This is a genomic window from Couchioplanes caeruleus (genome assembly GCF_023499255.1).
GTDB classification, from domain to species: domain Bacteria; phylum Actinomycetota; class Actinomycetes; order Mycobacteriales; family Micromonosporaceae; genus Actinoplanes; species Actinoplanes caeruleus_A.
Genome location: NZ_CP092183.1, coordinates 308,151 through 322,358, shown reverse-complemented (window position 1 = coordinate 322,358; position 14,208 = coordinate 308,151). Strand labels below are relative to the sequence as shown.

The following is a 14,208-nucleotide window of genomic DNA, read 5'->3' as shown; positions in this document are numbered from 1 at the left end:
GTTCAGGGGCATGACCGTCCCCCACCAGCGCGTAAGCCCGGATCCGGCGCTCGCGCTGCACGGTCTGGTCAAGCGATTCGAGACAAAGGTCGCGGTTGCCGGGATCGACCTGGATGTCCCGGCCGGCTCCTTCTTCGGCCTGCTCGGCCCGAATGGCGCCGGCAAGACCACGACCCTTTCCATGGCCGTGGGCCTGCTGCGGCCCGACGCGGGCACGGCCCGGATCCTCGGGTACGACGTGTGGACGGACCCCGCCGCGGCCAAGGCGAGAATCGGCGTCCTGCCCGACGGAGCCCGGCTGTTCGACCGGCTCACCGGCGGCGAGCTGCTGGCGTACCACGGGTTGTTGCGCGGCATGGACGCCGGCGTGGTGAACCAGCGCAGCGCCGAGCTCATGGATGTACTGGAGCTGGGCGCGGGCAACCGTACGCTCGTCGTCGACTACTCCGCGGGCATGAAGAAGAAGATCGGTCTCGCCTGCGCGATGCTGCACGCGCCCCGGCTGCTCGTGCTGGACGAGCCGTTCGAGGCCGTCGACCCGGTGTCGGCGGCGCTGATCCGCGACATCCTGCACCGGTACGTGTCCGGTGGCGGCACGGTGGTCTTCTCCAGCCACGTGATGGCGGTGGTCGAACGGCTCTGCAGCCACGTGGCGATCATGGCGGACGGCACGATCCGGGTCCGCGGCACGCTGGCCGAGGTCCGCGGCGACCGTTCGCTCGAGGACGTCTTCGTCGAGGTGGTCGGCGGGCGGACGGCAACCGGCTCGGAGCTCGCGTGGCTGTGAGCATCCGGCACTTCGTACGGCTGAAGCTCCGCCTGACCGCCAACGGCCTGCGCGGTCAGTCCTGGCGGGTGGCGCTGTTCGTGCTCGGCGCGGTCCTCGCGGCGATCGCGGCCGTCGGCGGGTACGTGGCCTTCAGCGTCGCCGGTCTGCTCGGCGAGGAACGCGCGGCCGAGGTGGTGCTGCCGCTCGGCGGCGCCGTCGTCGTCCTGGGCTGGCTGTTCCTGCCGCTCGTGTTCTTCGGCGTCGACGAGTCGCTGGACCCGGCCCGGTTCGCCCTGCTGCCGCTGCCCCGCCGCACGCTCATCGGCGGGCTGTTCGCCGCATCGCTGGTCGGGGTGCCGGCCGTGGCCACGTTCGTGGGCACGCTCGGCACGGTCCACTCGGCGGCCCGGCTGGGTGGTCCGGCGGCCGCGCTGGTCCAGGTCGTCGGCGTGGTGACCGGCCTGCTGCTCTGCGCGGCGCTGAGCCGGTCCGTGACCAGCGCCTTCGCGACAGCGCTGCGCAGCCGCCGGGCGCGTGACCTGGCGACCGTGCTGCTCGCCGTCACCGCCGCCCTGCTCGGCCCGCTCCAGCTCGCCGCCCTCGCCGGTGCCGAGCGCGCCGACTGGGGAGGCGTCGCCCGGGTGGCCGACGTGGTCGCGTGGACGCCGCTCGGCGCGCCGTACAGCATGGGTCCGGACGTGGTGGCGGGCCGGTGGTGGGCGGTGCCGGTCAAGCTCGCGATCGTCCTGATCTCGATCGGTCTGCTGCTCCGCTGGTGGGCGGCCACGCTGGAGCGGGCGATGCTGGGCACCGCGGGGAACGGCCGGGCGCGGCAGCGGTCGGCGGCGGACCGGCCGCCGGTCGAGCAGCTGGTCCCGCGCTGGTTGCCGGCCACGCGCTTCGGCGCTCTGACGGCCCGCGAGATGCGCTACTGGTGGCGGGAGTCCCGGCGGCGCGCCAGCCTGATCACATTCAGCGTGATCGGCGTCTTCCTCCCGGTCATGCTGACGGTGAGCTCCGGCTCCCGCAGCTTCCCCACCGGCATGCTCGTGTTCGTGGGCGCCCTGGCGGCGGTCAGCCTCGCCAACCAGTTCGGCTTCGAGGGCAGCGCCTACGCGGCCAACGTCGTGGCCGGTGTCCCGGGGCGCGTCGAGCTGGCCTCCCGGGTCGCCGGCTTCTCCGCGTACGTCGGCCCCGCGTTCATCGCCATCGCCGTGGTCGTCGGCGTCGTGACGAACCGGCCCGTGGCCATCCCGGCGGCGCTCGGCGCGCTGGTCGCGGGCTACGGGATGGCCCTGGCGGCCGTGCTCTCGATGTCGGTCCGGGCCGCGTACGCGCTGCCGGAGACGGCCAACCCGTTCGCGATGTCCTCGGGCGGCGGCACGGCGAAGGGCCTGCTCAGCTTCGTCGCAATCATCGCCGCCGCGCTCGCCACCCTGCCGCTGCAGCTCGGCGCCCACTTCTTCCACGACGTCTGGTTGTGGGCCGGCCTTCCGGTCGGGACCGCGTACGGGGCGGCCGGCTTCCTGCTCGGGCTGCGACTGGCCGGCCGCAGCCTCGACCGCCGCATGCCCGAGCTCCTCGCCACCGTGAGCGCCGCTCAGTAGATCGTGCCCATCGCGGCGCGCACCTCCTGCAGGGTCTGGTCCGCGATCGCGTTGGCGCGCGCGTTGCCCCTGCGCAGCACCTCCCGGACGTACCCCAGGTCCTTCGCGTACTCGGCCCGGCGTGCCCGCATCGGCGCGAGGAACTCGTTGACCGCCTCGGTCACGGTTCGTTTCAGCGCTGCGGCGCCCGCGTCGCCGATCGAGGCCGCCACCTCGTGCGGGTCGCGGTCCAGGCAGAGCGCCGCGAGCTGGACGAGGCCGGAGACGCCCGGGCGCCGGTCCGGGTCATAGGTGATCGTCCGCTCGGGGTCGGTGGTCGCGCCCTTGATGAGCCGCGCGGTCTCCTCGGGGGTGGCGGAGAGCGCGATCGCGTTGCCGCGGCTCTTGCTCATCTTCCGGCCGTCGGTGCCGGGCAGGACGGGGGCGATGCTCAACAGCCCTTCGGGTACGGGGAACACCGGGCCGTACCGTTCGTTGAAGCGCCGGGCGACCGTACGCGTGACCTCGATGTGCGGCATCTGGTCCTGTCCCACGGGTACGAGGTTGCCCTTGCAGAACAGGATGTCCGCGGCCTGGTGCACCGGGTACGTGAACATCAGCCCGCTCACCGTGCTCTGCCGCGAGTGTGCGATCTCGTCCTTGACGGTCGGGTTGCGTTGCAGCTCCGGCACGCTGACCAGGCTGAGGAACGGCAGGAGCAGCTGGTTGAGCGCCGGCACGGAGCTGTGCGTGAAGATCGTGGCGTGGTCGGGGTCGATCCCGGCGGCCAGGTAGTCGAGCAGCAGCCCGTCCACGGTCTCGCCGAGGCGTTCGGCCACGTCGCGGTCGGTCAGCACCTGGTAGTCGGCCACGATGACGAACATGTCGACCCCGCGCTGCTGGAGGCGTACGCGATTGCGCAGCGTCCCGAAGTAGTGGCCGAGGTGCAGCGGGCCGGTGGGCCGGTCGCCGGTGAGCACGCGGAAGTCCTGCGGGGCCGCGTCGATCCGATCCTCGAGCGTGCTCGTAGTGGTGGTCATGATCTGTTCTCCTCGAGTGTCGTGGACGGCCCCGAGGGAGATACAGAAGCGGGTCGTCCGGTCGGACGGCCCGTGCGCGTGGGGTCAGCCGTCCTCTAGGACGGCCACCAGCTCTGCACGCGCGCGGAATTCACGGGTCCAGCATATCCACGGTCCCGGTTCGCCGTGCGTGGATACCGTGTGGGCATGTCGGTGACCGATCCGGATTCTCCGGCGGAGCGGTCCGGGCGGCTCTTCCTCACGTCGTGGTTCGGCGCGTGGGCGGCGGCGTCCGCCCTGGAGAAGCTGGGGCGGGGCGAACTGATGGGTCTGGCCCTCCTCGGGGCGGCGGTGGTTCTGGTCACCGTGGCCGCCGCGATGCTGCGGACCGACTCCCGCCGTGACGACCCGGCGTGGACGCGCCGGGACACGTACGCCGTCCTTGCGGTGCTCGTCGGCGCAGCCATCCTCATCCTCCGCGGTGTACTCCGGGCCCCGGAATCGTGGGCGGCGGCCGCGTCGCCGGTCTGGATCGCGCTCGCCGTCCGGTACGCCGTGGTCCGGCTGCGCACCGTCCGGCGCGGGCGGCGGCAGAATGTTTCACGTGAATCCTGAGCCCGGCGCGCACATCCACTCCAGTGACCCGTTCGCCACGCCCGACCGGGACAAGTCCCCGGTACGCCGGCTCCGCGGGCGCCTCGCCGCGCCGGTCACGCTGTGGACGACCCCGGGACCCGCCGGGCTCACGGTCTCCTCGATGCTCGTGGCGGACGGCGATCCGGGCCGTGTCCTGGGCCTCGTCGACGAGGAGAGCGACTTCTGGGACGCCGTCGCCACCGCCAAGCGCTTCACGGTCACGCCGCTGCGCCCCGGCGACCAGCAGCTGGCGGACAAGTTCGCCGGGTTGATGCCCGCCCCGGGCGGACTCTTCGCGAGCGGGGACTGGGTGGAGACCGATTACGGGCCGGTGCCTGCCGGCGCCGGGACGTGGGCGGGCTGCCGGCTCGACGGCGAGCGGCCGTACGGCTGGGCCCTGCTCGTGGAGGCCACCATCGAGACGGTGAGCTTCGGCGAGGCGGACGCCGGACCCCTGATGCATTTCCGGGGCCGCTATCGATCACTCGACCGGTGAGCGCACCCTGACTGCCGCTCGGCGCACCTTGCGACCGGCGGCCAGTGATCGACGCCACTGCTTCGTACGGTGCCGGAAAGACCCGCCCCTACGAAGGTGGTGAGCCACGTTGACAACCGAAACGACTTCGACCGACAGGTATCTCGAGGTCCAGCGTTCCGAAGAGTTCGCGGGGTTGCGCCGCAAGCTGCGCAACTTCGTCTTTCCCATGACGATCGCTTTCTTCGTCTGGTACGCCCTGTACGTCCTGCTGTCCGCCTACGCCCGTGGCTTCATGTCGGTGAAGCTGCTGGGCAACATCAACGTCGCGCTGCTGTTCGGGCTGCTGCAGTTCCTCTCGACGTTCCTGATCGCCTGGTACTACTCGCGCTACGCGGCGCGGGAGCTGGACCCGACCGCCGACAAGATCGGTGCCGAGCTGGACGGCGCCCTCACCCGGCGCTCGGCTGAGCCGGCCGCGACCACCACCACGGAGGCGACGACGACCGCCCCGGCCGCGACCACCACCACGGAGGCCACCACCACGGAGGCGGCCACCGCTCCGGAGGCGGCCACCACCCCGGCCACGACCACCACCACGGACCCGGAGGCGGCCAAGTAATGCAGAGTCACTCCCTGCTGGCCGCCGAGGCCACCACCTCGACCAGCCGCACGCTGACCATCTCCCTCTTCCTGGTCTTCGTCGCGATCACCCTCGCGATCACGATCTGGGCCAGCCGCCAGACCAAGACGGCCACCGACTTCTACGCCGGCGGCCGGCAGTTCTCCGGCTTCCAGAACGGCATGGCGATCGGCGGCGACTACATGTCGGCGGCGTCCTTCCTGGGCATCGCCGGCCTCATCGCCCTGTACGGCTACGACGGCTTCCTCTACTCGATCGGCTTCCTGGTCGCGTGGCTCGTCGCGCTGCTGCTGGTCGCGGAGTTCCTGCGCAACTCGGGCCGGTACACGATGGCCGACGTGCTGGCGTTCCGCATGCGGCAGCGCCCGGTACGCACGGCCGCGTCCGTCTCCACCATCGTGGTGTCGATCTTCTACCTGATCGCGCAGATGGTCGGCGCCGGCGCGCTCGTGTCCCTGCTGCTCGGCATCAAGCCCGGCCAGACCTTCCTGGGCATGGACGCCGACACCGCCAAGATCGCGACGATCATCCTGGTCGGCGCCCTGATGATCGTGTACGTCGTGGTCGGCGGCATGAAGGGCACCACGTACGTGCAGATCGTCAAGGCGTTCCTGCTGATGACGGGCGCGCTCGTGATGACGATCCTGGTGCTCGCGCACTACAAGTTCAACCTGTCGTCCCTGCTCGGCGACGCGGCGGCGCGGTCCGGCAAGGGCTCCGCCTTCCTCGAACCGGGCCTGCGGTACGGCGTCGAGACGGCGGGCGACGCGGCCAAGACCTTCTACAGCAAGATGGACCTGCTCTCGCTGGGCATCGCGCTGGTGCTGGGCACGGCCGGCCTGCCGCACATCCTGACCCGGTTCTACACGGTTCCGACCAGCCGGATCGCCCGCAAGAGCGTGCTCTGGGCCATCGGCATCATCGGCACCTTCTACCTCTTCACCCTGGCGCTGGGCTTCGGCGCGGCGGCCCTGGTGGGCGGCAAGGAGATCACCGCGCAGGACAAGGCGGGCAACACGGCCGCCCCGCAGCTCGCCCAGAAGCTCGGCATCGACTACCTCGGCGGAGACACCGGCGGCGCGGTGCTGCTGGCGATCATCGCGGCGGTCGCGTTCGCCACGATCCTCGCGGTGGTGGCCGGCCTGACCCTCGCCTCGTCGTCGAGCGTCGCGCACGACTTCTACGCCAGCGTCATCAAGCGCGGCCAGGCCGGCGAGCGGGACGAGGTACGGGTCGCCCGCATCTCCGCCTTCGTCATCGGCGCGATCGCGATCGTGCTGTCGATCTTCGCGCAGAGCCTGAACGTGGCGTTCCTCGTGGCGCTCGCGTTCGCGGTGGCGGCCTCCGCCAACCTGCCGGCGATCCTCTACAGCCTGTTCTGGAAGCGGTTCAACACCTCGGGCGCGCTCTGGTCGATCTACGGCGGCCTGATCAGCGCGGTGTTCCTGGTGTTCTTCTCGCCCGTCGTGTCGGGTTCGCCCACCGCGATGTTCCCGGACAGCGACTGGCACTGGTTCCCGCTCTCCAACCCGGGCATCATCTCGATCCCGATCGGCTTCCTCTGCGGCTGGATCGGCACGATGCTCTCCAAGGAGTCGGACGCCGACAAGTACGCCGAGCTCGAGGTCCGGTCGCTGACCGGGCACGGCGCCCACTGAAAAGTTCACCGAGGTTCCGTACGGGCGAAAGTGAACGCCGAGGGGCCGACGCGCGAATTGCGTGTCGGCCCCTCTCGCCTAAAGTGGCCTGCATGTCAGTGCAGCAGCGGTTCGGCGAGGGACATCGGATTCTGGTCAGCGGCGGGGCCGGTTTCGTGCCGTCGCATCTCGTCGACGCCCTCCTCGCGCGGGGCTGCACCGTCGTCGCCGTCGACAACTTCGTCACCGGCTCGGCCGCGAACGTCGCGCACCTGGCCACCGAGCCGCGGTTCACGCTCATCGAGGCCGACGTCACCGCCGGTCTGCCGGCCCACCCCGCGATGACCGAGCGTTTCGACGCGATCCTGCACATGGCGTCCCCGGCCAGCCCGACCGACTTCGCGAAGCTGCCGGTGGAGATCCTCAAGGTCGGCTCGGCGGGCACGCTGGCGCTGCTCGACCGCGCCGTCGCCGACCACGCGCGCTTCCTGATGGCGTCGACCTCCGAGGCGTACGGCGACCCGGCCGTGCACCCGCAGCCGGAGAGCTACTGGGGCAACGTCAACCCGATCGGCGTCCGCGCGGTCTACGACGAGTCCAAGCGCTTCGCCGAGGCGGCCACCATGGCGTACCACCGCTTCCACGGGCTCGACACGGCCATCGTGCGCATCTTCAACACGTACGGCCCCCGCATGCGGCCGGACGACGGCCGGGCGATCCCCACCTTCATCAGTCAGGCGCTGCGCAACGCGTCCATCACCGTGCACGGGACCGGGACGCAGACCCGCTCGATCACGTACGTCGACGACCTGGTCCGCGGCATCCTGCTGCTGCTGGACTCGACGGAGACCGGGCCGATCAACTGCGGCACCGAGCACGAGCTGACGATGCTGGAGCTCGCCGAGCTGATCGTGAAGCTGGCCGGCAGCGAGTCGCGCATCGAGCTGCTCGAGCGTACGGCCGACGACCCGGAGCGGCGGCGCCCCGACCTCACGCTGGCCCGTACGCTGCTGGGCTACGAGCCGCAGGTCAGTCCCGAGGAGGGTCTGCGCCGGACGATCGAGTTCTTCGCGAAGTGAGCAATCCGCCGCAGTAGTGAACGTTTCACGAACGGTAATTGTCTCCCACGTTCGTGCCGAGCCGGTGTGGATGCACGGTTTGCGTCGATCACGGCTCGTAATCTGAACTCATGTCTGCGATCTCGTCCCCTTGGGGTAGCCCCGCCGGCCGGGCTTCGGTGCCGGGTCCGGTGGGTATTCCGGGCGCCATGAACCGCGCCTCGATGCCCGGCTCCTCCGGTCGAGTGGGCACCAGCCGTCCCGGCTCCGGCCGCACGTACGGCGACCGCCCCGCTGCCGGCGCGGGCCGCGCGTACGGGGGCAGTGATCGGCCCGCCGGACGCTCGTACAGCGACGGCGTGGACGACTGGCCGCCGCGCGGCGCCGGGGGCGGACCGGGTGGCCCCTCGGGACCGCCGCGGGGACCGGGTGGCGGACGGCCCGGCGGGCGCCCGTACAAGGGACGGCGCAAGCCGCGCTGGGGCCGCATCGCCCTGGTCGCCGGCGCTGCCGTGCTGGTGCTCGGCCTGGTCGCCGGCATCTCGCTGTACGGCTACGCCAACGGGCTCAACGGCGACCTCAAGCGCACCGACGCCTTCGCCGACCTGACGAAGGGGCGGCCGGTCAAGACGGTCGACGGCGCGCTGAACATCCTGCTGGTCGGCAGCGACTCCCGGGACCCGGACGCTTCCAAGGAGACGACGAACGCCTGGCGCGCGGACACGCTGATCATCATGCACATCCCGGCGGACCACAAATCCGCCCAGCTGGTGTCGATCCCGCGTGACCTGTGGGTGCAGATCCCGTCCGCGAACGACGCCGACTGCAGCAGCGGTAGCCGAGCCAAGATCAACGCCGCGTTCGCCTTCGGCGGCCTGCCCCGCGCCGTCCGTACGGTCGAGTGCATGACCGACGTGCACCTGGACCACGTGCTCGCGATCGACTTCGGCGGCTTCAAGGAGGTCACCGACGCCCTCGGCGGCGTGGACCTGAAGGTGGAGCAGTCCATCACCTCGATCCACAAGCCGCACCGCACGTTCACCAAGGGCACCATGCACATGAACGGCACCGAGGCGCTCGACTGGATCCGTCAGCGCAAGCAGTTCCCGCAGGGCGACTTCGCCCGGATGCGTCACCAGCAGGAGTTCCTCAAGGCGCTGATGGACAAGGCGGCCGGCACCGGCACGCTGACCAACCCGGCGAAGCTGAACAGCTTCCTCAAGGCGGTCACCAACGCCGTCACCGCCGACCAGGACTTCTCGCTCACCGACATGGCGTTGCAGTTCCGCAGCCTGCGCGGCGAGAACCTCACCTTCATCACCAGCCCCAACAAGGGCAGCGCGACCATCGCCGGGCAGAGCGTCGTCGTCTCCGATCGGGAGAAGGCTTTGGCTATGTACAAGGCGATCTCTGCCGACAAGATGGGCGAGTGGATGGCGGCGAACAACCCGAAATCGGCGCAAGCGGGCGGCTGAACCCCTAGGAATCGGTCAAACGGCGCGGGTCGGTGCAATCGCCACCCGCGCCGTTTGCATGAACGCAGGGTGTCACCGACCTGAAACTCTCAAGGCCTCGCACGAGATCGAAGTTGAACGTACAGTGACATCCGCCGTTGGCCCCTAGCGCGCTTGGGAGAGCACATGACCGTCCAGACCACCCGGCGTCCCTCGTCGCCGGAGCGGGACGGCAGTCGCACTCCCCCACACAGCACCCGGCCGTCCGCATCGGCGGCGCCGCCCAAGCGCAGGAAGCGCAAGGACCCGATGTGGGCCAAGCTCACCGTCGTCTTCGGCGCGGTGCTGATGATGGGCAGCGGCGCGGGCATCGCGGGCACCAAGTGGCTGGTCAGCAACGCCACCGACGCGGTCACCCAGGACAACCTGCTCGGCGGCAACCAGAAGGGCACCGCCGAGGGCGGCGGCGACATCAAGGGGCCGATCGACATCCTGCTGATGGGCGTCGACGCGCGGAAGCGCTGGGCGGTCGACGACCTGCGCTCCGACACGATCATCGCGCTGCACATCCCGGCCAGCCACGACCAGGCGTACCTGGTGTCGATCCCGCGGGACACCGAGATGCAGGTCCCGGCGTTCCCCAAGGCGAAGTACCCGGGCGGCACGGCGAAGGCCACCGAGGTGTTCTTCCACGGCGCGCAGAACGGCGGCGGCTGGGCGGGCGGCGCGCAGCTCATGGCGCAGACGATCAAGACCAACACCGGGATGACCTTCGACGGCGCGGCGATCATCGACTTCAACGGCTTCAAGAGCGTGATCGACGCTCTCAACGGCGTACACATGTGCGTCGACCAGGAGGTCAAGTCGCACCACATGCAGATCGTCAACGGCAAGCCGATGTACCTGGCCGAGGCCCGCAAGACCGCCGGCACCCACGAGCCGGTCGTGCACAAGAAGGGCTGCCGGGACATGGAGGGCTGGGAGGCCCTCGACTACGCCCGCCAGCGGTACGGCCTCAAGAACGGCGACTACGACCGCCAGCGCCACCAGCAGCAGCTGATCAAGGCGATCGCCAAGAAGGCGGCGAGCAGCGGCGTGCTGACCAACCCGCTCAAGGTGAACAGCCTCATCAAGGCGGCGGGCAAGGCGTTCGTGCTGGACACCGGCAACGTCCCGGTCATCGACTTCATCTTCGCGCTCAAGGGCGTGGCAGCCAACGACATGGTGCTGCTGCGTACCAACAACGGCACCTTCGCCGGCAACGGCAACGGCCGCGAGACGATCACGCCGAAGAGCATGGAGATGTACAAGGCGGTCCGGCAGGACAAGCTCTCGCAGTTCATCCTGGCCAACCCGGACGTCGTCGCCAACGAGAAGTAGTTCTACCCTGGTGGCGTGTTCGGACCTCAGGTACCCAGCGTGACCCCGGCGCAGGTCGAGCCGTCGGCCTATCTGCTCGACGTGCGCGAGCCCGACGAGTGGCAGGCGGGTCACGCCCCGCACGCCCACCACCTCCCGATGATGGAGGTGCCGGCCCGGATCGCGGAGATCCCCGCCGACACCGAGGTCGTCGTGGTGTGCCGCTCCGGCGGCCGCTCCGGCCAGGTCGTCTCCTACCTCATGGGCAACGGCTGGGACAACGTGCGCAACCTCGACGGCGGCATGCAGGCCTGGGCCGCCGAGGGCCGCGAGGTCGTCAGCGAGAACGGTCAGCCGGCCCGCGTGCTGTGAGACCCCCGCGTCCCCTGGTCTTCGCACACCGCGGCGGCGCGGACGCGCTGCCCGAGCACACGCTGGCCGCGTACCTTCGGGCACTTGCCGACGGCGCCGACGGCGTGGAATGCGACGTCCGGCTGACCCGTGACGGGCATCTGGTCTGCGTCCACGACCGGCGGCTGAACCGGACGAGCAACGGCACCGGCCGGGTGAGCAGGAAGACCCTCGCCGAGCTGGACGAGCTCGACTTCGGCTCCTGGCACGCCGCCGCGGCGGACGTCGCCGAGGAGGAGCTGGTCGAGCACACCCGGCTGCTGACCCTCGACCGGCTGCTCGAGGCGCTGTGTGAGCGCAACCTCCCGGTCCGGCTGCTCATCGAGACGAAACACCCGTCGCGGTACGGCGCCGAGGTGGAGCGCAAGCTGGTGGAGACGCTGCGCCGGCACGGGCTGCTGGAACAGTCGCCGGCTTCGCCCGTACAGGTGACCGTCATGTCCTTCGCCGCGCTGGCCCTGCGCCGGATCCGCGCGCTAGCCCCCCGCATTCCCACCGTCTACCTCCTGGAGATCCTGCCTCCGGGGGTCAGCCGGGGGCGGCTGCCGTTCGGCGCCCGCATCGCCGGGCCGGGCGTCGGGCTGGTCCGGTCGCGCCGCAACCTCATCCCGACCCTGCGCGCGGCGGGGCTGCAGACGTACGTCTGGACGGTGAACGAGGAGCGCGATCTCGACATGGTGCTCGCGGCCGGGGCGGACGGCATCATCACCGACCGCCCGGGGTTCGTGATCGAACGCCTGGAAAGCGCACGACCGGTGTGACACGGGACACTCCGAGCCCGATCAGCGACAAGATCCACACTCTCCGCTCTGCCCAAACCGCCGGAAGCGAGGCACACTCGCAGACATGCCGGATGGACCCGACTACACCGCGCTGGCGCGGGGGCAGCTCGCGCTCCTGAGACGGATCGACACGGGCGAGACCGGCCTCGCCGCCCTGCAGCACCTCGTCCGGCTCGCGCTGGAGGTGCTCGGCGGCAGCGGCGCCGGTTTCGCCGAGTGCGGCGCCGGGCACGGCCGCATCATCGCGGGCGCCGGCGTCTGCGAACACGCGCTGGGCCGCCGGGTCGACCACGACCGGCTGACCGACGACCACGCCGTCTACCTGCCCGTCGAGCCGACCGACGACGGCACCGGCACGGACCACCTGCTCATCACGCGCTGCGCGGTCGGCGACGTGCTGATCGGCTTCCTGTACGTCGCCTACGCCGAGTCCGACGACGCGCCCGGCCCCGAGCACCACACGGTCCTCGACCTCCTCGCCGCGCACGCCGCCCACCTGTACGGCGACCGCGCCGGCCTGCCCGTCCACGGCGACAGCCCGGAGGCGACCGGCGCCTGGCTCACCCCGGCCGGCGGTCAGCAATCCGCGACCGGCGGGAAACGCACGCACGAGGACCGCGACCTGTTCGTGGCGGTGACCAGCCACGAGCTGCGGACGCCGGTCACGGTCATCAAGGGGTACGCGGACACGCTGACCAACCACTGGGAGTCGCTCGGCGAAAAGGGGCGTCGCGAGGCCGTACGCGTCGTCGGCGCCCGCGCCGGGGAGCTCGCCCGCCTGGTCGACCGGCTGCTCTCGGCCACCAGCGACGACGGGGGGACCGGTGGCTCCCCGCCCGGCCCGTTCGACCTCGTGGACGCGTTGCGGGCGGCGGTGGCGGAGCTCCCGGCGGACCTGCGCCCCCGGCTCGTCGCGGAGCTGCCCGCCGAGCTGCCCAAGGCCTTCGGGGACCGGGAGTCGCTCGCCACGATCCTCACCGAGCTGGCCACCAACGCGGACAAGTACTCGCCGCCCGACACCGAGGTGACCGTGACCGCGGCCGCCGACGACTCGACGGTCACGTTCCGGGTCGCCGACCGGGGCATCGGCGTCGGTCCGGAGCACGTCGAGCGGGCGTTCGAGCGCTACTGGCAGGGCGACCCGGACGCCGACGGGCGCAACCCGGGCGCCGGCCTCGGGCTGTACCTCGTCCGCCGCATCGTGGAACGACAGCGCGGCTGGGTGTCGTTGCGCCCGCGCGACGGCGGCGGCACGGTTGCCGAGGTCAGCCTGCCCCGCGCCTGACTCCCACCCGGACACGGTGGCCCGCGTCACCCGCGGCGGCCCGGTACCGCCTAGGGTGGTTCGTCGTGAGCAAGCGTCGAAAGAACCCCCGAGCCGCCGCCGACGCGGCGCCCAAGCGCCAGAAGGTGCGTGACGTCTTCGTCGCCCGGCCGTTCGAGGGCCTGGCCGACGAGACCGAGTGGATCGCGCTGCGCGAACTCGTCCCGGCCGCCTCCGCGCCGCTGACCCTCAAGCCGGAGATCATCGAGGAGTACGGCGACCGCCCGGTCACCCTCTCCACCGTGCTGCCGATGGCGTGGCCGGCCATGACCCGCCAGGACGGGAGGGTCTTCGTCGGCCTCCAGCGCCACCTGCAGTCCGGTGACGTGTCCCGGGATGTCGCGGAGGCCGTCCTGTGCGCGCTGCGTACCCAGCCGGGCGACACCGTCGCGGTTCCCGCGCTGCCCGGCGAGGGTCCCCGCCTGCAGGACATCCTCGAGGACGGCCCGCTCGACATCAGCATGCACGAGGGCTTCGAGTACTGGCTCGACGCCGAGCAGGCCGAGGACGCCAACGTGAAGGCGTCCCTCGAGCGGGCGAACGCGTCGATCTACCCGACCGTACGGATGTCCGCGGCGCATGCGGCGTACTGGTGCCGGGTACCGGACAAGGCGCACGTGCGCTGGGTCCTGCCCGACCCGGAGGACGCCGCGCTGGACGCACTGGCCCGCCTGTCGGCCGCGGGTGACCTGCTGCTCGGCGAGGACACGAAGTTCGCCGGCATGTTCCGCGCCCACGGGCTGCTCGTCCCGGTGTGGGACGTCCCGGGCGAGCCGGAGGCCGGCGACTGGGAGGCGCCGCTCGCCGACTTCGCCAAGCGGTACGCCGACACCCTCGCCGAGACGGCGCCGCTGGACGGGGCCGCCCGGCGCGCGAAGCAGGGCCTCGTCGGCCGCCAGCTCACCCTGCGCTGACGCCCGCGGCCATGGAGGACTCGTTCGGCGGGAGCGACCTCGGCCGGGACGTGTGGCTGCTCCGCGGGAGGCGTCGGCGGCCACCTACCGGGTGCGCGACGGCGAACTGACCCTGAGCATCCCGCCGGAGCAGGGGCTGTG

13 protein-coding genes and 1 pseudogene are annotated in these 14,208 nt (G+C 71.2%); 13 read left to right on the top strand and 1 reads right to left on the bottom strand.

Annotation, left to right across the window (positions count from 1 at the left end):
* The first annotated feature begins 10 nt into the window (after window positions 1-10).
* Entirely contained in the window at window positions 11-787 is a 777-nt protein-coding gene (locus COUCH_RS01490) for an ABC transporter ATP-binding protein (RefSeq protein WP_249610322.1), read from the top strand.
* A complete protein-coding gene (locus COUCH_RS01485) occupies window positions 784-2,376 on the top strand; it encodes an ABC transporter permease (RefSeq protein WP_249613516.1) in 1,593 nt (530 codons plus the stop codon). The genes COUCH_RS01490 and COUCH_RS01485 overlap by 4 nt, the downstream gene beginning before the upstream one ends.
* Here COUCH_RS01485 and trpS read toward each other — a convergent pair.
* Entirely contained in the window at window positions 2,370-3,395 is a 1,026-nt protein-coding gene (gene trpS, locus COUCH_RS01480) for a tryptophan--tRNA ligase (RefSeq protein WP_249610321.1), read from the bottom strand. The two genes, COUCH_RS01485 and trpS, sit on opposite strands and share 7 nt — an antisense overlap.
* A gap of 186 nt (window positions 3,396-3,581) precedes the next feature.
* Between trpS and COUCH_RS01475 the strand changes: the two genes are divergently transcribed.
* The 11 genes and pseudogenes from COUCH_RS01475 (at window position 3,582) to COUCH_RS01425 (ending at window position 14,067) form a co-directional block, all read left to right on the top strand.
* Window positions 3,582-3,989 carry a hypothetical protein gene (locus COUCH_RS01475; protein ID WP_249610320.1) on the top strand — a complete coding sequence of 136 codons (408 nt, stop codon included), beginning with the start codon at window positions 3,582-3,584 and terminating at the stop codon, window positions 3,987-3,989.
* Window positions 3,970-4,506, top strand: coding sequence for a flavin reductase family protein (locus tag COUCH_RS01470; protein WP_249610319.1), 537 nt, complete (start codon window positions 3,970-3,972; stop codon window positions 4,504-4,506). The genes COUCH_RS01475 and COUCH_RS01470 overlap by 20 nt, the downstream gene beginning before the upstream one ends.
* 109 nt (window positions 4,507-4,615) lie before the next feature.
* Window positions 4,616-4,927, top strand: a pseudogene (locus tag COUCH_RS01465) (DUF485 domain-containing protein); the annotation flags it as partial.
* A 179-nt stretch (window positions 4,928-5,106) separates the two neighbouring features.
* Window positions 5,107-6,786: a solute symporter family protein gene (locus COUCH_RS01460; RefSeq protein ID WP_249610318.1), complete on the top strand. Its 1,680-nt coding sequence runs from the start codon at window positions 5,107-5,109 to the stop codon at window positions 6,784-6,786.
* A 92-nt stretch (window positions 6,787-6,878) separates the two neighbouring features.
* Window positions 6,879-7,844: a UDP-glucuronic acid decarboxylase family protein gene (locus COUCH_RS01455; protein WP_249610317.1), complete on the top strand. Its 966-nt coding sequence runs from the start codon at window positions 6,879-6,881 to the stop codon at window positions 7,842-7,844.
* A gap of 188 nt (window positions 7,845-8,032) precedes the next feature.
* Window positions 8,033-9,298, top strand: coding sequence for an LCP family protein (locus tag COUCH_RS01450; protein WP_249610316.1), 1,266 nt, complete (start codon window positions 8,033-8,035; stop codon window positions 9,296-9,298).
* A gap of 165 nt (window positions 9,299-9,463) precedes the next feature.
* On the top strand, window positions 9,464-10,657 hold the full coding sequence (locus COUCH_RS01445) for an LCP family protein (RefSeq protein WP_249610315.1): 1,194 nt from the start codon (window positions 9,464-9,466) through the stop codon (window positions 10,655-10,657).
* Between the two features lie 15 nt (window positions 10,658-10,672).
* Window positions 10,673-11,008: a rhodanese-like domain-containing protein gene (locus COUCH_RS01440; protein ID WP_249610314.1), complete on the top strand. Its 336-nt coding sequence runs from the start codon at window positions 10,673-10,675 to the stop codon at window positions 11,006-11,008.
* Complete coding sequence (locus tag COUCH_RS01435) at window positions 11,005-11,808, top strand: glycerophosphodiester phosphodiesterase (RefSeq protein ID WP_249610313.1); 804 nt, start codon at window positions 11,005-11,007, stop codon at window positions 11,806-11,808. The genes COUCH_RS01440 and COUCH_RS01435 overlap by 4 nt, the downstream gene beginning before the upstream one ends.
* Before the next feature lie 85 nt (window positions 11,809-11,893).
* On the top strand, window positions 11,894-13,114 hold the full coding sequence (locus COUCH_RS01430; protein WP_249610312.1) for a sensor histidine kinase: 1,221 nt from the start codon (window positions 11,894-11,896) through the stop codon (window positions 13,112-13,114).
* Window positions 13,115-13,179: 65 nt separating this feature from the next.
* On the top strand, window positions 13,180-14,067 hold the full coding sequence (locus COUCH_RS01425; RefSeq protein ID WP_249610311.1) for a DUF5926 family protein: 888 nt from the start codon (window positions 13,180-13,182) through the stop codon (window positions 14,065-14,067).
* Window positions 14,068-14,208 lie beyond the last annotated feature (141 nt).

What these genes read in the sequence shown, in the direction of transcription:
- COUCH_RS01475 (WP_249610320.1), top strand. Translation starts at nt 3,582, where the DNA reads ATGTCGGTGACCGATCCGGATTCTCCGGCGGAGCGGTCCGGGCGGCTC.
- COUCH_RS01460 (WP_249610318.1), top strand. Translation starts at nt 5,107, where the DNA reads ATGCAGAGTCACTCCCTGCTGGCCGCCGAGGCCACCACCTCGACCAGC.
- COUCH_RS01455 (WP_249610317.1), top strand. Translation starts at nt 6,879, where the DNA reads ATGTCAGTGCAGCAGCGGTTCGGCGAGGGACATCGGATTCTGGTCAGC.
- COUCH_RS01470 (WP_249610319.1), top strand. Translation starts at nt 3,970, where the DNA reads ATGTTTCACGTGAATCCTGAGCCCGGCGCGCACATCCACTCCAGTGAC.
- trpS (WP_249610321.1), bottom strand. Translation starts at nt 3,395, where the DNA reads ATGACCACCACTACGAGCACGCTCGAGGATCGGATCGACGCGGCCCCG.
- COUCH_RS01430 (WP_249610312.1), top strand. Translation starts at nt 11,894, where the DNA reads ATGCCGGATGGACCCGACTACACCGCGCTGGCGCGGGGGCAGCTCGCG.
- COUCH_RS01445 (WP_249610315.1), top strand. Translation starts at nt 9,464, where the DNA reads ATGACCGTCCAGACCACCCGGCGTCCCTCGTCGCCGGAGCGGGACGGC.
- COUCH_RS01450 (WP_249610316.1), top strand. Translation starts at nt 8,033, where the DNA reads ATGAACCGCGCCTCGATGCCCGGCTCCTCCGGTCGAGTGGGCACCAGC.
- COUCH_RS01490 (WP_249610322.1), top strand. Translation starts at nt 11, where the DNA reads ATGACCGTCCCCCACCAGCGCGTAAGCCCGGATCCGGCGCTCGCGCTG.